The 23,692-nt window shown below is 70.9% G+C and carries 26 protein-coding genes and 1 pseudogene; 22 read left to right on the top strand and 5 right to left on the bottom strand.

Annotated features, from left to right (window positions below; all coding sequences use genetic code 11):
* Positions 1–82: 82 nt before the first annotated feature.
* Positions 83–1,537 (top strand): antibiotic biosynthesis monooxygenase, encoded by a 1,455-nt coding sequence (locus AB0G11_RS08115; RefSeq protein ID WP_219504425.1) that lies wholly within the window; start codon positions 83–85, stop codon positions 1,535–1,537.
* Here the strand turns inward: AB0G11_RS08115 and AB0G11_RS08110 are convergent.
* Positions 1,534–1,770 (bottom strand): glutaredoxin family protein, encoded by a 237-nt coding sequence (locus AB0G11_RS08110; RefSeq protein WP_219504426.1) that lies wholly within the window; start codon positions 1,768–1,770, stop codon positions 1,534–1,536. The two genes, AB0G11_RS08115 and AB0G11_RS08110, sit on opposite strands and share 4 nt — an antisense overlap.
* Positions 1,771–1,895: 125 nt before the next feature.
* On the opposite strand from AB0G11_RS08110, the gene AB0G11_RS08105 reads away from it, so the two are divergent.
* From AB0G11_RS08105 to hemL, 7 genes are all read left to right on the top strand, one after another.
* The gene (locus AB0G11_RS08105; protein WP_219504427.1) at positions 1,896–2,573 is read left to right on the top strand and encodes a redox-sensing transcriptional repressor Rex; all 678 of its coding nucleotides are present in this window, start codon (positions 1,896–1,898) and stop codon (positions 2,571–2,573) included.
* Positions 2,570–3,826 (top strand): glutamyl-tRNA reductase, encoded by a 1,257-nt coding sequence (locus tag AB0G11_RS08100; RefSeq protein ID WP_219504428.1) that lies wholly within the window; start codon positions 2,570–2,572, stop codon positions 3,824–3,826. Before AB0G11_RS08105 ends, AB0G11_RS08100 begins: the two co-directional genes overlap by 4 nt.
* Positions 3,823–4,743 (top strand): hydroxymethylbilane synthase, encoded by a 921-nt coding sequence (hemC, locus tag AB0G11_RS08095; protein WP_219504431.1) that lies wholly within the window; start codon positions 3,823–3,825, stop codon positions 4,741–4,743. Before AB0G11_RS08100 ends, hemC begins: the two co-directional genes overlap by 4 nt.
* The gene (locus tag AB0G11_RS08090; RefSeq protein WP_357584707.1) at positions 4,740–6,284 is read left to right on the top strand and encodes a uroporphyrinogen-III synthase; all 1,545 of its coding nucleotides are present in this window, start codon (positions 4,740–4,742) and stop codon (positions 6,282–6,284) included. Before hemC ends, AB0G11_RS08090 begins: the two co-directional genes overlap by 4 nt.
* A complete protein-coding gene (gene hemB, locus AB0G11_RS08085; protein WP_219504435.1) occupies positions 6,281–7,264 on the top strand; it encodes a porphobilinogen synthase in 984 nt (327 codons plus the stop codon). The genes AB0G11_RS08090 and hemB overlap by 4 nt, the downstream gene beginning before the upstream one ends.
* A gap of 129 nt (positions 7,265–7,393) precedes the next feature.
* Complete coding sequence (locus AB0G11_RS08080; RefSeq protein WP_219504444.1) at positions 7,394–8,023, top strand: bifunctional DNA primase/polymerase; 630 nt, start codon at positions 7,394–7,396, stop codon at positions 8,021–8,023.
* A gap of 17 nt (positions 8,024–8,040) precedes the next feature.
* Positions 8,041–9,330 carry a glutamate-1-semialdehyde 2,1-aminomutase gene (gene hemL / locus AB0G11_RS08075; RefSeq protein ID WP_219504446.1) on the top strand — a complete coding sequence of 430 codons (1,290 nt, stop codon included), beginning with the start codon at positions 8,041–8,043 and terminating at the stop codon, positions 9,328–9,330.
* Positions 9,331–9,389: 59 nt separating this feature from the next.
* Here the strand turns inward: hemL and AB0G11_RS08070 are convergent.
* Positions 9,390–10,088: pseudogene (locus tag AB0G11_RS08070) on the bottom strand (EamA family transporter); the annotation flags it as partial.
* A 249-nt stretch (positions 10,089–10,337) separates the two neighbouring features.
* Here AB0G11_RS08070 and AB0G11_RS08065 point away from each other — a divergent pair.
* The 6 genes from AB0G11_RS08065 (at position 10,338) to ccsA (ending at position 15,859) form a co-directional block, all read left to right on the top strand.
* Positions 10,338–11,258: a LysR family transcriptional regulator gene (locus AB0G11_RS08065; RefSeq protein ID WP_219504448.1), complete on the top strand. Its 921-nt coding sequence runs from the start codon at positions 10,338–10,340 to the stop codon at positions 11,256–11,258.
* A gap of 128 nt (positions 11,259–11,386) precedes the next feature.
* The gene (locus AB0G11_RS08060) at positions 11,387–12,028 is read left to right on the top strand and encodes a histidine phosphatase family protein (protein WP_219504451.1); all 642 of its coding nucleotides are present in this window, start codon (positions 11,387–11,389) and stop codon (positions 12,026–12,028) included.
* A 56-nt stretch (positions 12,029–12,084) separates the two neighbouring features.
* Positions 12,085–12,651, top strand: a complete 567-nt coding sequence (locus AB0G11_RS08055) for a TlpA disulfide reductase family protein (RefSeq protein ID WP_357584705.1) — start codon at positions 12,085–12,087, stop codon at positions 12,649–12,651.
* Positions 12,644–13,366, top strand: coding sequence for a cytochrome c biogenesis protein CcdA (locus tag AB0G11_RS08050; protein WP_219504455.1), 723 nt, complete (start codon positions 12,644–12,646; stop codon positions 13,364–13,366). Before AB0G11_RS08055 ends, AB0G11_RS08050 begins: the two co-directional genes overlap by 8 nt.
* Positions 13,366–14,925: a cytochrome c biogenesis protein ResB gene (locus AB0G11_RS08045; RefSeq protein ID WP_219504457.1), complete on the top strand. Its 1,560-nt coding sequence runs from the start codon at positions 13,366–13,368 to the stop codon at positions 14,923–14,925. The genes AB0G11_RS08050 and AB0G11_RS08045 overlap by 1 nt, the downstream gene beginning before the upstream one ends.
* Positions 14,915–15,859 (top strand): cytochrome c biogenesis protein CcsA, encoded by a 945-nt coding sequence (gene ccsA / locus AB0G11_RS08040; RefSeq protein ID WP_357584704.1) that lies wholly within the window; start codon positions 14,915–14,917, stop codon positions 15,857–15,859. The genes AB0G11_RS08045 and ccsA overlap by 11 nt, the downstream gene beginning before the upstream one ends.
* A 148-nt stretch (positions 15,860–16,007) precedes the next feature.
* Here ccsA and AB0G11_RS08035 read toward each other — a convergent pair whose 3' ends face one another.
* A complete protein-coding gene (locus AB0G11_RS08035) occupies positions 16,008–16,304 on the bottom strand; it encodes a PLD nuclease N-terminal domain-containing protein (protein ID WP_219504470.1) in 297 nt (98 codons plus the stop codon).
* Between the two features lie 276 nt (positions 16,305–16,580).
* On the opposite strand from AB0G11_RS08035, the gene AB0G11_RS08030 reads away from it, so the two are divergent.
* On the top strand, positions 16,581–17,474 hold the full coding sequence (locus AB0G11_RS08030) for a hypothetical protein (protein WP_357584702.1): 894 nt from the start codon (positions 16,581–16,583) through the stop codon (positions 17,472–17,474).
* Between the two features lie 10 nt (positions 17,475–17,484).
* Positions 17,485–17,727 (top strand): hypothetical protein, encoded by a 243-nt coding sequence (locus AB0G11_RS08025; RefSeq protein WP_219504474.1) that lies wholly within the window; start codon positions 17,485–17,487, stop codon positions 17,725–17,727.
* Between the two features lie 130 nt (positions 17,728–17,857).
* On the opposite strand, the gene AB0G11_RS08020 is transcribed toward AB0G11_RS08025, so the two are convergent.
* The gene (locus AB0G11_RS08020) at positions 17,858–18,079 is read right to left on the bottom strand and encodes a BldC family transcriptional regulator (protein ID WP_181616591.1); all 222 of its coding nucleotides are present in this window, start codon (positions 18,077–18,079) and stop codon (positions 17,858–17,860) included.
* Positions 18,080–18,336: 257 nt separating this feature from the next.
* On the opposite strand from AB0G11_RS08020, the gene AB0G11_RS08015 reads away from it, so the two are divergent.
* The gene (locus tag AB0G11_RS08015) at positions 18,337–18,555 is read left to right on the top strand and encodes a DUF4229 domain-containing protein (RefSeq protein ID WP_219504476.1); all 219 of its coding nucleotides are present in this window, start codon (positions 18,337–18,339) and stop codon (positions 18,553–18,555) included.
* On the opposite strand, the gene AB0G11_RS08010 is transcribed toward AB0G11_RS08015, so the two are convergent.
* Positions 18,552–19,757: a hypothetical protein gene (locus tag AB0G11_RS08010; protein ID WP_357584700.1), complete on the bottom strand. Its 1,206-nt coding sequence runs from the start codon at positions 19,755–19,757 to the stop codon at positions 18,552–18,554. The genes AB0G11_RS08015 and AB0G11_RS08010 overlap by 4 nt on opposite strands.
* Positions 19,758–19,836: 79 nt before the next feature.
* Between AB0G11_RS08010 and AB0G11_RS08005 the strand changes: the two genes are divergently transcribed.
* The 5 genes from AB0G11_RS08005 to AB0G11_RS07985 all read left to right on the top strand — a co-directional run bounded on the left by AB0G11_RS08005 (position 19,837) and on the right by AB0G11_RS07985 (position 23,656).
* Complete coding sequence (locus AB0G11_RS08005) at positions 19,837–20,553, top strand: demethylmenaquinone methyltransferase (protein ID WP_219504479.1); 717 nt, start codon at positions 19,837–19,839, stop codon at positions 20,551–20,553.
* Between the two features lie 149 nt (positions 20,554–20,702).
* Entirely contained in the window at positions 20,703–21,947 is a 1,245-nt protein-coding gene (locus AB0G11_RS08000) for a geranylgeranyl reductase family protein (protein WP_219504481.1), read from the top strand.
* A 67-nt stretch (positions 21,948–22,014) separates the two neighbouring features.
* Positions 22,015–22,410, top strand: coding sequence for an NADH-quinone oxidoreductase subunit A (locus AB0G11_RS07995; protein ID WP_219504483.1), 396 nt, complete (start codon positions 22,015–22,017; stop codon positions 22,408–22,410).
* A gap of 2 nt (positions 22,411–22,412) precedes the next feature.
* Complete coding sequence (locus AB0G11_RS07990) at positions 22,413–22,964, top strand: NADH-quinone oxidoreductase subunit B (RefSeq protein ID WP_219504486.1); 552 nt, start codon at positions 22,413–22,415, stop codon at positions 22,962–22,964.
* Positions 22,965–23,002: 38 nt separating this feature from the next.
* Positions 23,003–23,656 carry an NADH-quinone oxidoreductase subunit C gene (locus AB0G11_RS07985; RefSeq protein WP_308125730.1) on the top strand — a complete coding sequence of 218 codons (654 nt, stop codon included), beginning with the start codon at positions 23,003–23,005 and terminating at the stop codon, positions 23,654–23,656.
* Positions 23,657–23,692: the final 36 nt, after the last annotated feature.

Below are 23,692 nucleotides of genomic sequence, written 5' to 3'. Positions count from 1 at the left end.
AATCGGCAGATACGGTGTGGACGCACCCGTTCCCTTTTCGGCTACCGGTTGAGAGGCGTAGTCCGGCAGCATTGGAGTCACCATGGAGATCCTCGTTGCTGTCATCGCCTTCGCCGGAGCCATCCTGGCAGGAGTCGCCTCGGGCGCCCTGGTCAGCCGGTTGCGTGAGGAGCCCGAGGGCTGGCTGATCGCCTGGACCGTTTCAGCGGCGGCGCTCTGCCTCGCGCTGGGCGTGGCGGGATTCGGCCACCTCATGGGGTTCGGGACCGTCACGTTCAAGCTCGTCCAGATCACCGGATCGCTGCTGGCGCCGCTCTGGCTGGCGATCGGGCTGATCCAGCTCCTGGCGGAGAAGACGCCGCCGAAGTTCCTCGGCTGGCTGTTCGGCATCGCCTACACGTTCGTCGCCTTGGTCATCATGGTCGTCGACCCGCTCGTCAGCGACGAGATGGGCAAGTCGCTGCCCGACGCGTCGGCGCACTGGGCGCTCATCCCGTCGTCGCTGCTGACCGGCGTGCACGCGATCGCCGCGCTGATCATGCTGGCGGCGGTGGTGGTCGCCGCGCTGCGCTGGCGCAACGGCGACGAGTACGACACCGACAACCTCCACGCCACCGTCATCATCGCCCCCTCGGGGCTCGCGCTGATGGGCGCGATGCAGTTCCTGAGCAACGGGTTCTTCATCATCGTGCTGCTCCTCGTCGCCGCCGCGGCGATCTGGTACTGCGTGCTGCGCCCGCTCGCCCCGTACGAGGACGACGACGAGGACGACGAGCTCGCGGCGGCGGAGAGCCGGCGCGCCGAGCGGGCGGCCGGGCACCGCGACGACCGGCCGGTGGCCGGGCACCGCCAGGAGCCGGTGGGCCGCCGTGAGGCGCCCGAGCCGATCGCCGAGCCGGTACGGCCGCGCAAGTCGGGGCTGGGCGACCTGGTGGCCGAATACCGGGCCACCGACGACGTCGACTACGCCGCCCGCATGTCGCCGCCGTCCGACCCTGGCCCGTCGACCGGCTACATCATGAACGGCGAGCGCGCCGACTACGCCATGCCCGCGCCGAGCGAGCGGCCCGACCCCACGATGCCGTCCACCGGCTCGATGCCCGCCGCCGGCGCCGCCTTCTCGGGCGCCGAGCTGTTCTCCCCGCGCACCGGCCCCCAGTCGGTGCCCCAGCCGGTCGTGCAGCCCGCCCCGCAGACGGGCAGGCTCTCGCCGAGCATCTACGGCATGCTCACCGTCTTCACGCTCATGGACGGCTCGGGCGCGGCCTTCGACCGGCTCGCCGAGCAGACCGTCGAGGCGGTGCGCCGGGGCGAGCCCGACACGCTCGTCTACGCCTGCCACTCGGTCAAGTCGGCGCCGCTGCAGCGCATCGTCTACGAGCTCTACCGCGACGAGGTGGCCTACCGCGACCACCAGCGGCAGCCGCACATCGAGCGCTTCATCGCCGACCGGCAGTCGATGGTGCTGGCCACCAACATCATCGAGCTCAACGTCAACGCGGCCAAGGTCGTGCCGCTGCCGACCGCCATGTTCTAGCCGGTGAGCGCCGCCCGCAGGCGCTCCTCGGACACCCGCCAGAAGTCGTGCTGCTCCCCGTCGATCAACGTGACCGGGATCATCTCCCAGTAGCGTTCGCGCAGCTCGTCGGAGGAGTCGATGTTCACTTCCTCCCACGGCACGCCCAGCTCGCCGGCCACGCGGGCGATGATCTCGCGCGCGTCGTCACACAGGTGGCAGCCGGGCTTTCCGAGCAGGGTGATGCGGTGCATGGCCTCCACGGTAGCGCTCGCTGGAAGGTGACTTTGTGCATCGGTTCACAAAAGGATTAACCTGAAAGACGGTTCTAATCCACTCACGCGGCCTGAGGCCGCCCGTTCCCCTGGAGCTCCGGCACGTGAAGAGCCCGTCCCACCCCCGTGATCGCGGCATTCCCGAGGCAACGGTCGCCCGGCTGCCGCTCTACCTGCGGGCGTTGCACGGGATGGCCGAGCGCGGGGTGGCGACCGTGAGTTCGGAGGACCTCGCCGTGGCCGCCGGCGTCAACTCGGCCAAACTCCGCAAGGACCTGTCACACCTGGGCTCCTACGGCACCCGTGGCGTCGGCTACGACGTCGAGTACCTCGTCTACCAGATCTCCCGTGAGCTTGGTCTCACGCAGGACTGGGCCGTCGCCATCGTCGGCGTCGGCAACCTGGGCCGCGCGCTCGCCGGTTACGGCGGGTTCGTGTCGCGGGGATTCCGCATCGCCGCCGTGTTCGACGCCGACCCCGAAATCGTGGGCGACGACATCGCGGGGTTGAATGTGGAGCACATCGACGAACTGGAAGCCGTGATCAAGCGGCGTGGAGTCTCGATCGTGGTTCTGGCGACACCGGCGGCGGCCGCACAGGAAGTATGCGATCGTGTGGTGGCCGCCGGGGTGACCAGCATCCTCAACTTCGCCCCGGTCGTGCTCACCGTTCCGGACGGCGTCGATGTCCGTAAAGTCGACCTATCCATCGAACTGCAGATCCTTGCGTTCCACGAGCAACGCAAAGCTGGGGGGCCACTCATGGCAGTGGACAGTCAATGAGTGTTCTGGCGATCGGGCTCAGCCACCGCACGGCGCCGGTGGCCCTGCTGGAGCGTGTCTCCGTAACGGGTGACGCGCTCGTCAAGCTCCTGCACGACGTGCAGCAGGACCCCTGCGTGGCCGAGGCCTTCGTGGTCTCGACCTGCAATCGGGTCGAGGTCTTCGTCGCCGTGGACCGCTTCCACGCCGCCGTCAACGCCGTCACCGGGATGCTCAGCCTCCACTCGGGCGTGCCGGTCGACGAGCTGACCCCGCACCTCTACGTGCACTACGAGGAGCGGGCCGTCGAGCACCTGTTCTCGCTGGTGTGCGGCCTCGACTCGATGGTCGTGGGCGAGGGCCAGATCCTCGGCCAGGTCCGGCGGGCGCTCAAGCTGGCGCAGAAGCAGGGCACGGTCGGCGCGACCCTCAACGAGCTGGCGCAGCAGGCGCTGCGCGTGGGCAAGCGCGCCCACACCGACACCGGCATCGACCAGGCGGGCGCCTCCCTGGTGACCGCCGGGCTGGCGCTGGCGGGCGACCTGACCGGCCTGCGCGCCCTGGTGGTCGGCGCGGGCTCGATGAGCTCGCTGGCCGCCGCCACGCTGGCGCGCGCCGGCGTCACCGACATCGTGATCGCCAACCGTACGTACTCGCGCGGCGCGCGGCTGGCCGAGACCGTCGGCGGCCGGGCGGTGGAGTTCGCCGCGGTCGCCGGTGAGCTGGCCGAGGCCGACCTGGTGATCACCTGCACCGGCGCGGGCAAGCACGTGATCACCGCCGACATGGTCACGCGCGGCGCGTTCCTGCTGGACCTGGCGCTGCCGCACGACATCGACCCGGCTGTGCGCGCCGTCCCCGGCGTGACGCTGGTCGACCTGGAGACGATCCAGGAGTCCGGCATCGGCTCGCGCGAGGGCGACGCGGTCAGGGCCGTGCGCGCGCTGGTCGCCGAGGAGCTGACGGCCTACCTCGACGCCGAGCGGGCGGCCCGGGTGACCCCCACCGTGGTGGCGCTGCGCAGCAAGGCGGCCGGCGTGGTCGAGTCGGAGTTGGGGCGCCTGCTGATGCGGGTCCCCGAGCTTGACGGCAAAATCAAGGACGAGGTGACGCTCACCGTGCAACGGGTCGTTGACAAACTGCTCCACGAGCCGACCGTGCGTGTCAAGCGGCTCGCCACCTCGCCCGGAGGCGATCATTATGCCGAGGCGCTGCGCGAGCTGTTCGACCTGGATCCGAAGATGCCCGAGGCCGTGAGGGAGGTGGAGCTGTGACTCCGCAGACGGGGCCGCTGCGGCTCGGCACGAGGCGCAGCCTGATGGCGACGACGCAGTCCCAGATGGTCGCCGACGCCTACACCGAGCGCACCGGCAGGGCGATCGAGCTGGTCGGCGTCACCACGTTCGGCGACGTGAGCAAGGCCCACCTGGCCCAGCTCGGCGGCACCGGCGTGTTCGTCAGCGCGCTGCGCGACAAGCTGATCGAGGGCGAGGTCGACTTCGCCGTCCACTCCCTGAAGGACCTGCCCACCAAGCCCGACCCGCGCATCGCGCTGGCCGCGCTGCCCGCCCGCCACGACCACCGCGACGCGCTGGTCGGCCGCTGCTCCTTCGCCGACCTCCCGGCCGGCGCCAAGGTCGGCACCGGCTCGCCGCGCCGCGTCGCCATGCTCCGGGCCATGCGCCCCGATCTGGAGTACGTGCCGATCCGCGGCAACGCCGACACCCGGATCGGCAAGGTCACCTCCGGCGAGCTCGACGCCGTCGTGCTGGCCTCGGCCGGCCTCACCCGGATCGGGCGGACCGCCGAGATCGCCCAGATCTTCGAGGTCGAGGAGCTGCTCCCGGCCCCCGGCCAGGGCTCGCTGGCCGTGGAGTGCCTGGCCGACCGCGACGACCTGGTCGCCTTCCTCGGGCAGCTCGACGACCCGCGGACCCGCTCCGCGGTGGCCGCCGAGCGGTCGGTGCTGGCCGCCCTGGAGGCAGGCTGCTCGGCGCCCGTGGGTGCGTTCGCGCTCGATGACGGGCACACTCTGAACCTGACCGCAGCGGTCGTCGCCATCGACGGCGCCCGCGCGGTGCGCAAGTCCACCGCCGGCTCTCCTTCGGAGGCGGAAGATCTGGGTCGCCGGCTCGCGGCCGAGATGCTTCACGAAGGGGCCGACAGATTGATGGGGGAGCATTCCCATTGAGCTCCGATAGTCCGACCTCCGGTTTCGTCGCGTTCGTAGGCGCGGGGCCCGGCGACCCGAACCTTCTCACGCTCCGCGGCGCCGAGCTGCTGGGCAAGGCCGACGTGGTGATCCTCGACGAGGACCTGCACGGCCCCCTGCTCAAGCACTGCCGCCCCGGGGTCGAGGTCGCCGCCGACGACCTCGTCAAGCACGCCAAGTCAGGCCGGCTCGTGGTGCGGCTGTGCGAGGGCGACCCGATGCTGTTCTCCTCGATCACCGAGGAGGCCGCGGCGCTCGCCGCGGCGGAGGTGGACTTCGAGATCGTGCCCGGGGTGCCGCCCGCGACGGCCGTGCTCGGCTACGCGGGCATCCCGCCGGCGTCGTCGGTGCCCGAGTTCCGGGTCGTCGACGCCGCGCAGGACCAGGACTGGTCCTCGCACGCGGCCTGTCCCGGCACGCTGGTGATCTACAACGGCATCACCGAGGCCGTGGCGATCGGCAAGGCGCTGATCGCCGGCGGCAAGCCCGACAGCACCCCGGTGGCCGTCAGCAGCGGCGGCACCACCACCGAGCAGTACACGGTCGTCTCCTCGCTCGGCAGGCTGCAGGCCGACCTCAAGCACGCGGGCTTCACCGAGCCGGCGCTGATCGTCGTCGGCGAGGCCGTGGGGCTGCGCGACAAGCTGTCGTGGTTCGAGACCAAGCCGCTGTTCGGCTGGCGGGTGCTGGTGCCGCGCACCAAGGAGCAGTCCAAGAGCCTGTCGGAGCAGCTCACCTCCTACGGCGCGGTGCCCGAGGAGGTGCCGACCATCTCGGTCGAGCCGCCGCGCACCCCGCAGCAGATGGACCGCGCGATCAAGGGCCTGGTCACCGGCCGCTACGAGTGGGTGGCCTTCACCAGCGCCAACGCGGTCAAGGCGGTGCGCGAGAAGTTCGAGGAGTACGGGCTCGACGCGCGGGCGTTCGCCGGGCTCAAGGTGGCCGCCGTGGGCGACGCCACCGCGCGGGCGCTGGTCGAGTTCGGCGTCAAGCCCGACCTGCTGCCGTCGGGCGAGCAGTCGTCGGAGGGCCTGGTGGCCGAGTGGCCGCCCTACGACTCGATGCTCGACCCGATCAACCGGGTGCTGCTGCCGCGCGCCGACATCTCCACCGACACGCTCGTGGCCGGGCTGACCGAGCTGGGCTGGGAGTGCGACGACGTGACGGCCTACCGCACCGTGCGGGCCGCGCCGCCGCCCGCGCCGATCCGCGAGGCCATCAAGGGCGGCGGTTTCGACGCGGTGCTGTTCACCTCGTCCTCCACGGTCCGCAACCTGGTGGGCATCGCGGGCAAGCCGCACAACGTCACCGTGATCGCCGTCATCGGGCCGCAGACGGCCAAGACGGCCGAGGAGTTCGGGCTGCGCGTCGACGTGATGGCCGACAAGGCGTCCGCGTCGGCGCTGGCGGCCGCGCTCGCCGAGTACGGCGCCAAGCAGCGCAGCGCCGCGCTGGCCGCCGGTGACACGCCGCGCAGGCCGTCGCAGAACCGCAGAGGAGCCAGGAGGAGAGCCAAGTGAGTGCCGAGTTCCCCGTCGCCCGTCCGCGACGGCTGCGCCGCTCCCCGGCGCTGCGCCGGATGGTCGCCGGCACCCGCCTGCACCCCGCCGACCTGATCCTGCCGATGTTCGTCAAGGAGGGCATCGACGAGCCGAGCCCGGTCGCGTCGATGCCCGGCGTCGTCCAGCACACCCGCGACTCGCTGCGCAAGGCCGCCCACGAGGCCGCCGAGGCCGGGGTCGGCGGGCTGATCCTGTTCGGCATCCCGGCGGTCAAGGACGCGCGCGGCTCGGCGGGCGACGACCCCGACGGCATCCTCCAGGTGGCGCTGCGCGAGGTGAGCGCCGAGGTGGGCGACGCCATCGTGGTGATGGCCGACACCTGCCTCGACGAGTTCACCGACCACGGGCACTGCGGGATCCTCACCGAGTCCGGCGACGTCGACAACGACCTCACGCTGGAGCGCTACGCCTCGATCGCGGTCGCGCAGGCCAGGGCGGGCTCCCAGGTCGTGGCGCCGAGCGGCATGATGGACGGCCAGGTGGGCGTGATCCGGGCGGCGCTCGACGCGGAGGGCTTCTCCGGGGTGCCGATCCTCGCCTACTCCGCCAAGTACGCCTCCGCCTTCTACGGGCCCTTCCGCGACGCCGCCGAGTGCGCGCCGCAGTTCGGCGACCGCAGCACCCACCAGCAGGACCCCGCCGGGCCGCTGGAGGAGGCGCTGCGCGAGGTGCGGCTCGACCTGGCCGAGGGCGCCGACGCCGTCATGGTCAAGCCCGCGCTGGCCTACCTCGACGTCATCCGCGCCTTCCGCGACGAGGTGGACGTGCCGGTGGCCGCCTATCAGGTGAGCGGCGAGTACGCGATGGTCGAGGCCGCCGCCGCGAACGGCTGGATCGACCGCGAGCGCACGATCATGGAGTCGCTGGTGGCGATCAAGCGCGCGGGTGCCGACCTGATCCTCACCTACTGGGCGACCGAGGTGGCACGCCGCCTCTAACAGGGGGTTTCCCGTCGGGTCCTGGGACCTGTGCGTTAGAGTGCCATGACAAGTGCTGGTGTGTCCCGCGTGGCTATTGAGCCCGGAGAGCCGGGGCCTCCTCAGGCACCGAAGCGACGGGAGACACCAATGGTGGGGGTACCTCTGGCTCGGCGTACCAGGAAACGGTCCCGGCCGACGCGGATCGACGCCGTGCTGGGCTACGCCGCACTGGGCTGGCCGAGCGTGCCGGGAGCCTTCCCGCTGCGGCGGGGCACTCGAGCGTGTTCCTGTGACCGGCTCGGCTGTCCCGACCCGGGCGCGCACCCCATCTCCCCCGCCTGGAGCATTCAGGCCACCACCGACGCCACCCAGCTCACCCGCTGGTGGCAGCGGGAGCCCGAGGCCAACGTCATCCTGCCCACGGGGCGGGTGTTCGACGTCTTCGACGTGCCCCTCGCGCTCGGCCTGTCGGCCCTCACCCGGATCGACAACGCAGGCGCGGACTCCGGCCCGGTCGCCGCCAACGGCGACCGGGTCTTGTTCTACGTGGCCACGCGCGGCAACCCGGAGGACGAGGACGAGTGGTGGTCGTGCCAGCTCGACTGCGACCCGGCCACGATCGAGGACACGCCGGGGCTGCGCTGGCACTGCCGCGACAGCTACGTGCTGGCCCCGCCCTCCACGCTGCCCACCGGACAGCCGGTCTCGTGGCTGCGCCCGCCCGACGGCCGGCCGCTGCCCGACCCGCTCCGCCTGCTTGAGTGGCTGGCCGACTAGGGGACTAACCTGGTCTGGTGAGCCGTACACGCATCTCCGAGGACCTGTTCGCCCGCGCCAGCGCCGTCGTGCCGGGGGGTGTCAACTCGCCGGTCCGCGCGTTCGGGGCGGTGGGCGGCACTCCGCGTTTCATGGCCTCCGGGCAGGGCCCGTACATCACGGACGTCGACGGCAACCGCTACGTCGACCTGGTGTGCTCGTGGGGCCCGATGATCCTGGGGCACCGGCATCCGGCCGTGGTGGAGGCCGTGTCGCAGGCGGTGGCCCACGGGTTCTCGTACGGGACGGCCACGCCGGGCGAGGTGGAGCTGGCGGAGGAGATCGTCCGCCGGGTCGCGCCGGTGGCGAAGGTGCGGCTGGTGAGCTCCGGCACCGAGGCGACGATGAGCGCGGTGCGGCTGGCGCGCGGGTTCACCGGACGGTCCAAGGTGATCAAGTTCGCCGGGTGCTATCACGGGCACGTCGACGCGCTGCTGGCCTCGGCGGGGTCGGGTGTCGTGACGTTCGGGCTGCCGGACACGCCGGGGGTGACGGGGGCGTCGGCGGCCGACACGATCGTGCTGCCCTACAACGACGTCAAGGCGGTGGAGGAGGCGTTCGCCTCGGCCGAGATCGCCTGCGTCATCACCGAGGCGTGCCCGGCCAACATGGGCATCGTGCCGCCGCTCGACGGGTTCAACGCCCGGCTGCGCGAGCTGTGCACGGCCAACGGGGCGCTGCTCATCGTCGACGAGGTGCTGACCGGCTTCCGCGTCTCGCCGTCGGGCTGGTACGGGCTGGACCCGGTGGAGGCCGACCTGATGACGTTCGGCAAGGTGATGGGCGGCGGACTGCCGGCGGCGGCGTTCGGCGGCCGGGCCGAGGTGATGGCCCATCTGGCGCCTGAGGGTCCCGTCTACCAGGCGGGCACGCTGTCGGGCAATCCGCTGGCCTGCGCGGCCGGGCTGACCACGCTGCGCACGCTCGACGCCGACGCCTACGCGAAGGTTGGCGCGGCCGCTTCGGCGGTGGCGCGAGCGGCCACCGAGGCGCTGTCGGAGGCGGGGGTGCCGCACCGGCTGCAGACGGCGGGCAGCCTGTTCTCGATCTTCTTCACCGACCGGCAGGTGACGAACTTCGCCGACGCCCAGACGCAGAGCACGGCCGCGTACAAGGCGTTCTTCCACGCGATGCTCGACCGGGGCGTCTACCTGCCGCCGTCGGCGTACGAGGCGTGGTTCCTGTCGGCGGCGCACGACGAGGAGGCGCTGGAGCGGGTCGCCGACGCGCTGCCCGCCGCCGCCAAGGCGGCCGCCGCGGTCCTCTGATTGGCGAACAGCACCCCGGCCACGATGAGCACGGCCGCCACCGCCTTGAGCCAGGTCAGCGGCTCACCGGTGAAGAGGGCGGCCGACGACATGCCGAAGACCGGCACGAGCAGCGTGTACGGGGCCACGGTGGAGGCGTCGTAGCGGCGCAGCAGATAGCCCCACACGCCGAAGCCGCCGAGCGTCGAGACGAACGCCACGTACGCCAGCGACAGCCAGCCCTCGGCCGGGGCTGCGAGTGACGGGACGCCCTCGACCAGCAGCGACAGCAGCAGGAGCGGGGGCGCCGACAGGGCGCTCACCCAGACCATGAAGCGCAGCGAGTCGGGCGGGGCGGCCTTGCGCTGGGCGACGTTGCCGAGACCCCAGGCGGCGGCCGCGGCCACGCAGAGGGCGAAGGCGCCGGCCGGGCCGGACAGGCCGAAGTCGACGGCGACCAGGGCCAGGCCGCCGAAGGCGACGGCCAGGCCGGCGACGCGACGGGCGGTGAGCCGCTCGCCGAGGAGCGTCACCGCGAACACGATGGTGAACAGGACCTGCGCCTGCAGGACCAGGGAAGTCAGCCCGGCCGGCATCCCGGCGCGCATGCCGATGAGCAACAGCCCGAACTGGCCGACTCCGAGAGTGGCAGCCACCGCGCCGACCCATCGCCAGGGAACTCCGGGCCGCCCCACGAGGAGCAGCGCGGGCAACGCCGCCAGCGCGAACCGCAGGCCCGCGTACAGCAGGGGCGGGAAGTGCTCCAGCCCCACCTGCATGACGACGAAGTTCACTCCCCAGACGGCCGCGAGGCCGACGGCGAGGGCCAGGTGGCCAGGTCTCACGCGGCGGACGTCTTGCGGTAGCGGATGCGCTGCTCGCGGGCCTGCTCGGCGAGGGCCTTCAGGTAGGAGGTGGTCTGGTGGGTCTGCTTCTTCGTCTTAAGGATTCGCATGCATATATTTTCCAACGCTACACCTTTAACGACAAGCGAGACTTTCTATGCTTAACCCTTTAGACTGGCTTACATGTTGGACTTGAACCGGCTCAAGGCCCTACATGCCGTGCACGTCTACGGCTCGGTCGGCGCCGCCGCCGACGCGCTCATGGTCACGCCGTCGGCCGTCTCGCAGCAGATCGCCAAGCTGGAGCGCGAGACCGGCGCCAGGCTGGTCGAGCGCAACGGGCGCGGCGTGCGGCTGACCGACGCCGCCGGGCTGCTCGCCGAGCACGCCGAGCGCATCCTGGCCCTGGTCGAGACCGCCGAGGCCGACTTCGAGGCGCTGCGCGGCCAGGTCGTCGGCCGGCTCAACGTGGGCGCGTTCCCCACCGCCGCGCGCGGCCTGATGCCCGCCGCGCTCGCCGAGCTGCGCGAGCGCCACCCCGACCTGCTCATCCAGCTGTACGAGCGCGAGCCCGAGCGGGTGATCCGCGAGGTGGCCAGGGGGGAGCTCGACCTGGTCATCGTCCAGGACTGGCTCAACCGGCCGATCGCCATCCCCGAAGGACTGTCCCGGAAGTCGCTGCTCGAAGACGTGGCCGACGTGGCCGTCCCGGCCGACCACCCGCTGGCCGGCCACAAGGAGATCGCGCTGTCGGCGCTCCAGGGCGAGCGCTGGATCAGCTCCACGCCCGGCACGATCTGCCACGACTGGCTGGTGTTCACGCTGCGCAGCGCCGAGGTCGAGCCGGAGATCGCCTGCATGGCCGACGAGTATCCGACCCACCTCGCCCTCGTGGCCGCCGGGCTGGGCTGCGCGATCGTGCCCAGGATGGGCCGCGACCCGGTGCCCGACGGCATCCGCTTCATTCCGATCCGTCCTGGTCAGAGCCGCCGCATCTACGCGCTCTGGCGCACCGACGCGGCCCGCCGCCCCGCGATCCGCGCCACCGTCGAGGCGCTCGTACGCTCCAGCAGCCGCCACGAGAACGCCTGGGCGGTCACCTAGGACAGGGCGATGACCACCAGGCCGCCCAGGATGACCCCCGCGGCCAGCAGCCGGTGGTCTCCTTCCGACCGGCCAGACTCCATCCACCCGCGAGCCGGGCCCGGCGAGCGGCTAAGCTGAAGCCCACCATGGCTGAAACCACTGTCGTTCACCTTTTGCGCCACGGTGAGGTGCACAACCCTGGCGGCATCCTCTACGGCAGGCTCCCTGGTTACCACCTGTCCGAGACCGGCCAGCTGATGGCCAAGACCGTCGCCAAGTCCGTGGCGGGGCGCGACATCGTCGCCCTCTACAGCTCGCCGCTGGAGCGTGCGCAGGAGACCGCCGCGCCGCTGGCCGCCACGCTCGGCCTCGACATCGTCAGCGACGACCGGCTGCTGGAGGCCGGCAACCTGCTGGAGGGCCGGATCTCCGGGCCCGGCCTGCAGTTGCTGCGCAGCCCGCGCAACTACCGCTACTTCTGGAACCCGATGCGGCCCTCGTGGGGCGAGCCCTACCCGGTGATCGTCGCGCGGATGAAGTCGATGGTCGAGGATGCCAGGGAGGCGGCGCGCGGGCACGAGGCGGTGCTCGTCAGCCACCAGCTCCCGATCTGGGCGATCCGGATGGCGGCCGAGGGCCGGCGCAGGCTCTGGCACGACCCTCGCCGCAGGCAGTGCGCGCTGGCCAGCCTCACCACGTTCACCTTCGACGGCAACCGGCTCGTCAGCGTCGGCTACAGCGAGCCGGCGGGGTCGCTGGACCGGGGACCCAGCGTCCCGGGCGCATGACAGCGCCGGTAGAGTTGCAAGCTCTACCGCTTGTAGTACAAGGAGATCATCCTCCCGTGCGCGCGACGTCAATCTCACTGGCCCTCATCGCCGTCCTGGCCGCGGGCTGCGCGGGCAACCAGGGCGGTCAGCCCGCGGCGGGTGACACCCGCTTCGTCGCCGGCGACGGGAAGATGCAGGTGTTCGCGGCGGCCGAGCGCGAGCCGGCGCCCGCCGTCGAGGGGCCCACGCTGGAGGACGGCACCGCCTCCCTGGCCGCCCACAAGGGCAAGGTCGTCGTGCTCAACTTCTGGGCCTCCTGGTGCGGGCCCTGCCGGGCCGAGGCGCCCGTGCTCAAGGAGGTCGCGGCCAAGACCAAGGGCACCGGCGTGGAGTTCATCGGCATCGACTTCAAGGACCGCAAGGCCGACGCGCTCGCCTTCGAACGCACCGAGAAGACCGGCTACCCGAGCATCTTCGACCAGCCCGGCAAGATCGCGCTCGCCTTCCAGGGCACGGTCCCGCCCGCGGCCATCCCGTCCACGCTGATCATCGACAAGCAGGGCCGGATCGCCGCCCGGGCGCTCGGCGCCGTCCGCTACACCGACCTGATGGACACGGTGACCAAGGTGCGCGATGAGTGACGTGGTCGCGTCCGGCTCGCTGCTGCTGGCGGTGCCGATCGCGGTGCTGGCCGGCGTGGTCTCGTTCCTGTCGCCGTGCGTGCTCCCGCTCGTCCCCGGCTACCTGTCGTACGTCACGGGCATGAGCGCCGACCCCAAGCGGGGGCGGCTGGTGCTGGGCACGCTGCTGTTCGTGGCGGGGTTCGCCGCCGTGTTCGTCGTCAGCGGGGCGCTGTTCGGCGGGCTCGGCGCGGCGCTGCTCGGCAACGCCGAGATCATCACGCGGGTGCTCGGCGTGCTCACCATCCTGCTCGGGCTGGCGTTCCTCGGCGTGGTCCCCGGGCTGATGCGCGACGTGCGCATCCACAGGATGCCCTCCGCGGGGCTGGCCGGCGCGCCGCTGCTCGGCGTGGTGTTCGGGCTCGGCTGGACGCCGTGCATCGGCCCCACCCTCGCCGTCGTCCTCACCCTCGGACTCAACGAGGGCAGCGCCTCGCGGGGCGCCCTGCTCGCCGTGGCCTACGCGCTCGGGCTCGGGCTGCCGTTCGTGGCCGCCGCCCTGGCCTACAGCAAGGCGCTGCACACGTTCCGGGCGATCCGCAAGCACTCGCGCCTGATCACCCGGATCGGCGGCGGCATGATGGTGGCCGTCGGCATCGCGCTGGTCACCGGCCTCTGGGGAGAGATGATCGCCACCATGCAGGGCCTGATCGGCAACTTCCGGCCGGTGATCTGATGAGCGTCGACGAGCTGGAGAGGGAGCGCGCGGCCAAGCCCGCGGGCATGGGCCTGACCGGCTGGCTGCGCTGGTGCTGGCGCACGCTCACCTCGATGAAGACCGCGCTCATCCTGCTCTTCCTGTTCGCGCTGGCCAGCGTGCCCGGCTCGCTGATCCCGCAGCGCAGCGTCGAGCCCGACAAGGTCGCGCTGGTCTACAAGGACAGCCCGGCGCTGGCCGAGTGGTACGACCGCTTCCAGCTCTTCGACGTCTTCACCTCGGTCTGGTTCGCGGCCATCTACCTGTTGCTGTTCACCTCGCTGATCGGCTGCATCATCCCGCGCACCGCCACCTACCTGCGCGAGCTGCGCCGCAAGCCGCCGGCCGCGCCGCGCAACCTGACCAGGCTCCCGCACTCCGCCTCCTTCGACGGCGACCTCACGGTCACCGAGGCCGCCAGGCGGCTGCGCAAGCTGCGCTTCCGCGTCGAGACCGGCGACGGCTGGGTCGCCGCCGAGAAGGGCTACCTGCGCGAGACCGGCAACCTGCTCTTCCACATCGCGCTGCTCGGCGTGCTGGTCGCCGTCGGCTTCGGCTCCCTGTACGGCTACCGGGGCAACGTGCTGGTCGCCGAGGGCGACGGGTTCGCCAACACCGTGGCCGCCTACGACCGGTTCATCCCCGGCCCCCAGGTGTCGGCCGAGTCGCTGGAGCCGTTCAGCTTCGAGATGACCGACTTCCAGGCCACCTACCAGGTCGAGGGGGAGAAGCGCGGGCAGGAGCTCGACTACTCCGCCTTCCTCAAGGTCACCGACGCTCCCGGGGCCGCGCCGCGCGACTACGAGCTCAAGGTCAACGAGCCGCTGGAGGTCAACGGCACCCAGACCTACCTCATCGGCCACGGCTACGCCCCCGTCTTCCGCGTCACCGACGCCAAGGGGCACGTCGCGTTCGAGGGACCGGTGCCGTGCATCATCGCCGACAAGCCCACGCTCACCTCCGACTGCGTGGTCAAGGTCCCCGACGCGCAGCCGACGCCGCTCGGCTTCCTGATGCGCTTCCTGCCCACCAGCGTGCCGCTGACCGACGGCAGCTACGCCTCGGCGTTCCCCGGAGCCATCCAGCCCGGCGTGCAGGTCCTGGGGGCGTTCTCCGGCGACCTCGGCATGCGCTCGGGGGAGCCCCGGTCGGTCTACGAGCTGGCGCCGCCCGAGCTGATGAAGAAGCTCAAGCCGCTGGTCATGGGCAAGGACGTGCCCGCGCCGCTGGCTCCCGGCCAAACGCTCGACCTGCCCGACGGGGCGGGCAAGCTGGAGTTCGTCGAGGTCAAGGAGTGGATGACGCTCCAGATCGCCTACGACCCCGGCCGGCTGCCCGCGCTGCTCGCCGCCTCGACGGCCACCGTCGCCATCGTGCTCTCGCTGGTCATCCGGCGCCGGCGGGTGTGGGTGCGGGTCAAGGACGGCACCGTCGACGTGGGCGGGCTGACCCGCACCGAAGGGTCCGCGGCCGGGTTCGCGGAGGAGTTCGACGACATCGTCAAGGTTCTAGCAGCAGGAGACAAGGATGAGCGCTGAACCACTCGCGGAGCTGAGCGACCTGTTCGTGGTCGCGGCAGTGCTGCTCTATCTGTTCGCGATGGTGGGCTTCGCGCTAGAGCTGGCCTTCGGCCGCGCCCGTGCCGACGCGCCCGTCAAGGGCCGCGCGCGCACCCCCGTGACGGTGGGCGCCGCCTCCTCCTCGGAGGCGGAGGCCGGCGCGCCCTCCGACGACGCGCCGCAGCAGCCCGTCCCCGCGTTCGCCCTGCGCGGCGGGATCGCCGGGCTCGTCCTGGCCTGGCTCGGCTGGGCGGCCAACCTCGGCGCCATCGTCACCCGCGGCCTCGCGGTCGACCGGTGGCCGTGGGGCAACATGTACGAGTTCATCGTCGCCATCTGCTTCGCCGCCGTCTCAGCGTTCCTCATCACCCAGACGCGCACCAACATCCGCTTCCTCGGCGGGTTCGTCATGGTGCCGGCGGCGCTGGGGCTGGGGCTCGCGTCCAAGGTCTTCTACACCTCGGCCGGGCCGGTCGTGCCCGCGCTCAACTCCTACTGGATCGCCATCCACGTCACCGCCGCCATCATCGCCAGCGGGCTGTTCGTGCTCGCGGGCGTGGCGGGGGTGCTCTTCCTGGTGCGCGGCGACGGGCTGTCGCGGCTGCCCGCCAAGGCCGAGCTGGAGAAGGCGGCGCACCGGGCGATCGTGCTGGCGTTCCCGCTGTGGACGTTCGCCGTCATCGCGGGCGCGCTGTGGGCGGACCGGGCGTGGGGCCGCTACTGGGGCTGGGACCCCAAGGAGGTGTGGTCGTTCATCACCTGGGTCGGCTACGCGGCCTACCTGCACGCCCGCGTGACGGCTGGGTGGCGTGGCCGGGCGGCGACCGTCGTGCAGCTCGTGGCGTTCCTGGCGCTGCTGTTCAACCTGGTCGGCGTCAACATCTTCATCGAGGGCCTGCACAGCTACGCCTGAGGCTGAGAGCGCTGTGGAGGCGCTCCGGGCGGTTCCCTCTGCCCGGAGCCTCGCTCCGCCTGCTGGGGGCGTCTGCGGCGCTCCCAGGAGGCGGTCGCTGGAAAAGATTTACCTGAAAGAGTGGGTGACAGGCGTTTCGGAGGGGCGGTTACTTCTCTTCGCCGCGCATGCGACGGTCGAGTTCGCGAAGGAAATCGGGGTCGTCGTCGGGGCCCTTGGGGATGCCCGCGGTGGAACGCGGCTGCACCGGCCAGGACTCCTGGATGGGTCGGGGACGTCCGCGCAGCATCCAGAACAGCCCGCCGATGAGGGGAAGCACGGCGACGACGATGAGCCACACGGCTTTCGGGGAGTGCCTGACCTCTTCCTCGGGGGTGGTGATGACGTCGAACAACGTGAACAGCCAGAAGGCCAGCAGAGCCAGGCCGACAATGACACCTGCCATGCCCCGAACTGTAAGCCATCTCCAGCGTGTTCGTGCCACCTGATGTCGCATTTCGGATGACTGGCGAAGATCAGCGTCGTACCGTGGAACCCGATTCGGCGCCACGGGGCGGTGAGGGGTGCGATGGCCATTTCCAACGACAAGGGGCGCCATCGGCGAGGTCGCTGGTGGCGGCGCGGGTCGTACCTCTTTTCGCGCCGCACCGAGGCTCCGCCCGACGCGGACCGGTCCTTCTGGGCCAACGCGCGGGGAGCCTATCGGCGAGGCCACAGTGAGGTGGGCCGGGCCGCCGGGGAGGGCACGGAGACGCCGGGCTTCCGCCGGCGCGAGCGCGAGCGCCGTGACCAGCCGGCGCGCCGCCCCGACGCCGAGCGCCGTGACCAGCCGGCGCGCCGGCCCGACGCCGACCGCCGTCCCTGGGAGGGCGGGGGACCGGACGAGCAGGGGAGGTGGCGGCCGGAGCGGACGCCCGCCACGGCCCCGGAGCGGCCCCGCTACACGTGGCAGGACTTCGAGCTCGACGGTTCACACGCGCGGGCCCGGCCGCACCCGCCCGACGTGCCGCCGCTGGGCGACGGGCTGCGGCACTGCGGGAAGCTGGAGGCGATCCTGCACCGCCAGTGGGACGCCCGGCTGGGGCCGCCGCCGCCCGATCTCGTCCGGGCCGTGGAGAGCCTGGCCAGGCTGCCCGACCGGCTGAAGGAGCGGCTGGCCGAGGGGCTGGAGGGCATCTACGTCGGGCCGGGCGGCGTGCCGGACCTGGACGACATGGGCTATCTGCGCGGCGCGCCGCTGCCGTCGGGCCGGGCCACGTGGGACGTGTGCGCGGGCGCGTACGGGGACCGGAAGGTCGTGGTGGGGGACCGGCCCTCGCCGACGCCGGACGTGATGATGCACGAGGTCGGGCACGCGATCGACGACATCGATTCGGTGTTCGGCGTATGGGTGTCGGACACGCCGGAGTTCGTGGCACTGTTCGAGAGGGTCACGCCGCTGCTGGCGTCGTCGTTCCACCGCCAGGGCGGGGGGCTGGGCCGCAAGGAGTTCTTCGCCGACGCGTTCGCCGCCATCGCCTCACGGCAGCGCCCCGCGCTGGTCGACATGCTCGGCGGCAACACGCGGATGGCGCTCGACGTCATGTTGTTCTTCAACCGGCGCTACGGAATCTAGGTGATCGGCCATGTACGTCATCCGGCTCGCTGACGGGACCCTGCGGGTGCCGAGGAGCCTGGCCAGCGAAGACGGGCGCCTGATCGGGAACGCGTATGTCGAGGTGGAGCCCGGCGAGCCCGGTTACGACGAGTGGTTGCAGGAGTCGTTGACCGAGGAGGAGGCGGCCGAGCGGCGGCGCCGCTGGGCGGAGGAGAATGACGAGCTGGAGCGGGAGTTCCTGGCGTACAAGGCCGACCAGGACGGCGACTGAGAGGCAGGATTCCGCCAAGGCGCCAGCCACGGTCGGCGGATGGCGCCTTCCCGCGCTCGCCTTACGGATGGGCCGGCGAGCACGCCGTCTCGGTGATCCTGGCTGGCAGGATCACCGACTGGGCGGTACGTCAAACACGCGGGGACTCCCCTGTCGGCCTGTCGGCCGTCAGAACGTCCTCGCCTCGAAGAAGGGCGTGCACTTCCGATTCACGGAAGCGCCGGTGCCCTCCGGGGGTGCGGATACTGCTGATGCGGCCTGCCGCAGCCCAGCGCGTAACCGTCTTTGGGTCTACCCGGAAGAGGGCGGCAACCTCTCCAGGGGTCAGCAGACGCTCGCTGCTACTCTCCACCAATCTCTCCCCCTCGCATCCCGCTTCCTGCCAGCGGGCGGACAGGTAACCAGTGTGTCGAGCGAAGCCTGATTTATCCGTGGTTTTCTGCAAAGATCACGGGTTGTTATCAGCTGACTGCCCGATTGTTATATGATAGAGCCTCTTTGGGGCTCTCGTGGGTGTTTCTTTACGAAACACCCTTACTGGGCACAGTAGCAGCGCTCGTGCCCGATGCGAAGAGCGACCGGAGGCATGGGCCGAGTAATCTCGAACCCGTGCATCCCGTTCTCGTTTACACGTTGTCCAGGATCGGCCTGTTCGGCATCGCCTTCTTGGTGCTCTGGCTCCTCGGCGTGCCGAACCTGCTGGTCCTGCTGGTGGCCGCGTTCGCGATCAGCGGCATCGCCAGCTATGTCCTGCTCTCCAAGCAGCGCGACGCCATGAGCGCGCGCATCAGCGGCAGGATCGACCGCGCCAAGCCGCAGGACGACTAGGGCAGAGGGAACATGCCAATCCGGGCATGGTACTCCCGCCCGAGTCGGGTTGTGTCGCTACCGACTAGTAGTCCTGTCCTGTTCGCCAGAAAAGCCTTGACGCCGATCCCGCGCTCGCGGCCGGGATTCCAACTGAGCGCCTTTCCCGTCCGTGGATGAATGGCCCCGATGCCCTCGCGCGGCACCGCCCCCGGGCCGGCCGAGTCATGGCCCTGCGGATTGTCCAGCCAGCGCTGATGCCCTCCGACGTAGACCGCGCTGCCCGTGACCGACACCGCGTAGAGCGAGTCGCCGCCCGTCTTGTTGACCCAGGTGGGCTTGACGTTCCTGCCGGTGGCGTACGTCTCGAACCTGGCCGCGCTGTCGCACGTCCCGCGCCTGGGCCCGCCGGTGGTGACGACCACGAAATAGCGGCCGTCGGGCGCGAAGTCGAGGCCGCGCACGTACCACGGGAAGACGTCCATGCACTTGCCCGTGTACGCGTCGGTCCGCCACGGGGCGAGCTTGGGCGCCGGGCCGCCGATGTCGATGAGGCCGAGCTGCGGCCGTGACTGCCCGTCGAGCGTGGTGAAGCTGCCGTCGACGGCCAGCCGGTCGGCCGTGGCGGCGATCGCGTGCACCCGGACCCGCCGGCTCAGCGGATCGCCCGGCGTGATGGTGAAGGCGGGGTCGGCGCGGCCGGTCGTGGCGTCGAGCCGGGCCAGCGCGGTGCGCGGGCGGGTGAAGTCGCCGCCGGCGTAGAGGTGGGCGCCGCGCCTGGCCAGGGTCGCGACCGCGCCTCCGGAGACGGCCGGGCGGAACGAGGGCACCGGCCGGCCGGTCGCCAGGCTCACCTGCGCCAGCGACCTGGCGCGGTGGCCGTCGACCTCGTGGAAGTCGCCGCCGACGTAGACGGTGCCGTCGTCGCCGGCGGCCAGGCTGTGCACGGGCCCGCCCACGCCGGGGGCGAAGCGGGGCAGCACCCGCCCGGTCGTGAGGTCGAAGGCGAACAGGTTGTCGCGCCGGTAGGTGGTGGTCCTGGTGGCGTCGGCGACCGCCGAGAACGAGCCGCCGACCACCACGGTGTCGCCGACGAGCGTGATGGCGTTGACGATGCCGTCGAGAACGTGCGGGGTGTGGTCGACCGGGTCGGCCGAGACCACGCGAGGGTGCGCGGCGGGAGCCGCTGCGATGATCGCCGCAAGGGCGACTCGGGCAAGCATTTGCCCATTCTTAGCAGACGCAATGTAGTCGTGCCGCTACTTTCCGTTGATTGTCGGGAATGGCCCTAGGCTGTTACGCATGACGCGCGCTCAGTTGGACAAGCAGCCGGACGAGGTCGCCGCGATGTTCGATCGCACCGCCCGGCGCTACGACCTCGTCAACGACGTGATCTCGATGGGCCAGGTCAGGGTGTGGCGCAAGGCCGTCGCCGCGGCCGTCGACGCCGGGCCCGGGGAGGTCGTGCTCGACCTCGGAGCCGGCACCGGCACCTCGACCGACACGTTCACGACGCTGGGCGCGCGGGCGATCGCCTCCGACTTCTCGCTCGGCATGCTGAGCACCGGCGTGCGCCGCCGCGGACGCAACGCGCTCACGGGCGAGGGGGTGCCGTTCGTCGCGGGCGACGCGATGCGGCTGCCGTTCGCCGACGACGTCTTCGACGCGGTGACGATCTCGGTGGCGCTGCGCAACGTGCAGGACACCGGTCAGGCGCTGCGCGAGATGCTGCGGGTGACCAAGCCGGGCGGCCGGCTGGTGATCCTGGAGTTCTCGCACGTGACGTTCGCGCCGTTCGATCTGGTCTACCGCGAATATCTGATGCGGCTGTTGCCGAAGGTGGCCAAGATTTTCGGCTCCAACGACGATTCGTACGAATATCTGGCCGAGTCGATCCGTGACTGGCCGGACCAGGCGACGCTGGCGCGCATCATCCAGGACGCCGGATGGCGGCGGGTCGCCTGGCGCAACCTCGACTTGGGGATCGTGGCCATGCACCGCGCGTTCAAAGCCGCGTGATCTACTAGGCTCTGACGGCCCCCCGGCTGCCACTTTGTCCAGGAAAAGGGTTAGACTGCGGGCCGACAAGTTTGTGAAGGGGTTCACAAAGGAACGAAGGCGAGACACCCCGAGGCCAGGCCTTCGAGCGTGTAGGACAGGACAGTCCAGTGACCGTGCCAGCAGTTGACGCTGACGTCATCGTCGTCGGCGCCGGTCCCGCCGGATCCGCGACCGCCTTCTACCTGGCCCAGGCGGGTCTCGACGTGCTGGTCCTGGAGAAGACCCGCTTCCCCCGGGAGAAGGTCTGCGGTGACGGCCTGACCCCGCGAGCCGTCAAGCAGCTCCTCAACATGGGCGTCGACGTCGACGCCCCCGGCTGGGTGCGCAACAAGGGCCTGCGCGTCGTCGGCGGCGGCCTGCGCTTCGAGCTCGACTGGCCCAAGCTGGAGCGCTTCCCCGACTTCGGTCTCGTACGGACCCGCCAGGACTTCGACGAGATCCTGGCCGCCCACGCGGTCAAGGCCGGCGCGCGCCTGATGGAGGGCGTGACCGTCACCGGGCCGGTCCTCGACGACCGCAGCGGCCACATCACCGGCGTCACCACCAAGGACGGCACGGTCTACCGCGGCCGGCTGGTCGTGGCCGCCGACGGCAACAGCACCCGGCTGGCTCTCGGCATGGGGCTGCAAAGGCGCGAGGACCGCCCGATGGGCGTGGCCGTGCGCACCTACTTCACCAGCCCGCGCCACGACGACGACTACCTGGAGACGTGGCTGGAGCTGTGGGACGACCAGACGCTGCTGCCCGGCTACGGCTGGGTGTTCGGCGTCGGCGACGGCACCGCGAACGTGGGGCTCGGCCTGCTCAACACCAGCACCCACTTCAAGAACATCGACTACCGCGACCTGCTGCGCCGGTGGTGCCGGTCCATGCCCGCCGAGTGGGGCTTCACCGAGGAGAACATGACGGCCCCCATCCGCGGCGCCGCGCTCCCGATGGCCTTCAACCGGCAGCCGCACTATACGCGCGGCCTCCTGCTCGCCGGCGACTCCGGCGGTTCGATCAACCCGTTCAACGGCGAGGGCATCGCCTACGCCATGGAGACCGGCGAGATCGCCGCCGAGGTCGTCGCCAAGGCCCTCAAGGGCACCACCCCGGCGCAGCGAGAACGTGTCCTGCGGACGTATCCTCAGACGTTGAAGGACGCCTATGGCGGATATTTCACGCTGGGCAGGTTGTTCGTGCAGGCGATCGGGAAGCCGGGTGTGATGAGCTTCGGCACCAGGCACGGGCTTCCCCACCCGAGGCTGATGCGCTTCGCGCTCAAACTCCTTGGTAATCTCACCGACCGGCGAGGCGATGCGTCGGACAAGATCATCAACGCACTCTCGAAGGTCGCGCCACGAGCATGAATCCCACACCCATCCATAGATCAGGCTGCGCGCCCGCGCGCGCGGCGACTCCGGAGGAGGCGTAGCGATGGACCTGTACGTGCCCATCCTGGTGCTCGCCGTTCTCGCGGGGGGCTTCGCGATCTTCTCGGTCGCCATCGCCCCCTTCACCGGTCCCAAGCGCTGGAACCGCGCCAAGCTTGACGCCTACGAATGCGGCATCGAGCCGACGCCCCAGCCTGTCGGTGGCGGACGGTTCCCGCTCAAATACATGATCACGGCGATGCTCTTCATCGTCTTCGACATCGAGATCATCTTCCTCTACCCGTGGGCGGTCTCGTTCGCTCCGCTCACCAACGACGCGGGCAGCGTGATCTCCTCCGGCCTCGGGGTGTTCGCGCTCGTCGAGATGCTGCTGTTCATCGTCACCGTGCTCGTGGCCTACGCGTACGTGTGGCGCCGCAAGGGTCTGGACTGGGACTGAAAATGGGACTTGAAGAGAAACTCCCCAGCGGGTTCATCCTCAGCACGGTCGAGCAGGCCGCGGGCTGGGCACGCAAGAACTCCGTATGGCCCGCCACCTTCGGGCTCGCCTGTTGCGCCATCGAGCTGATGGCCACCGGTGGCCCCCACTACGACCTGGCGCGCTTCGGCATGGAGCGCGCTTCGGCGTCTCCCCGGCAGGCCGACCTGATGATCGTCGCCGGTCGCGTGTCGCAGAAGATGGCTCCCGTCCTGCGGCAGATCTACGACCAGATGGCCGAGCCCAAGTGGGTCATCGCCATGGGCGTGTGCGCCTCCAGCGGCGGCATGTTCAACAACTACGCCATCGTGCAGGGCGTCGACCACATCGTGCCCGTCGACATCTACCTGCCTGGCTGCCCGCCGCGCCCGGAGATGCTCATCGACGCGATCGTCAAGCTGCACGACAAGATCCAGAACATGAAGTTCGGCGCGCACCGGGCCAAGCAGATCGAGGACCTCGAGCTCAAGGCGCTGCGCACGCTGCCGCTGATCGACCAAGGGGCCGCCAAGTGACCTCCCCTGACAACCTCCCCGAGGTCCCCGGCGCCGAGGTGCCCGAGGTCGCCAAGACCCCGGAGGCGCCCGTCGCCCGGCGCGGCATGTTCGGCGCCGCCGACTCCGGCGACACCTCCGGCTACGGCGGCCTCGTCGTCCGCCGCGCGCCGCAGATCTCCACGCCGCGCCCGTACGGGGGCTACTTCGACGAGCTCGTCGACGCCCTCGGCCTCGACGACGCCATCGAGCGCGTGGTCGTCGACCGCGGCGAGCTGACCCTGCACGTCAAGCGGGAGCGGCTGGTCGAGGTCTGCCAGAAGCTGCGCGACGACGCGGCGCTGCGCTTCGAGCTGTCGCTGGGCGTCACCGGAGTGCACTACCCGCACCTGGCGGGCGAGGAGCTGCACTCGGTGATCCACCTGTGCTCGATCACCCACAACCGGCGCGTCCGCGTCGAGACGAGCTGCCCCGACGCCGACCCGCACATCCCGTCGACCGTCGGCGTCTACCCGGGCCACGACTGGCACGAGCGCGAGGCGTACGACTTCTTCGGGATCATCTACGACGGCCACCCGGGCCTGACCCGGATCATGATGCCGGACGATTGGGACGGGCACCCCCAGCGCAAGGACTACCCGCTGGGCGGCATCCCGGTCGAGTACCGCGGGGCGACCATCCCCTCGCCCGACCAAAGGAGGTCGTACGCGTGAGCGAGTTCTTCGAGCAGCGCGTTGACGACCGGAGGG

The sequence above is a fragment of the Nonomuraea sp. NPDC023979 genome (genome assembly GCF_040639085.1).
Classification (GTDB): domain Bacteria; phylum Actinomycetota; class Actinomycetes; order Streptosporangiales; family Streptosporangiaceae; genus Nonomuraea; species Nonomuraea ceibae.
The sequence above is the reverse complement of the archived record's forward strand: the minus strand, read 5'-3'. Positions and strand labels throughout refer to the sequence as shown.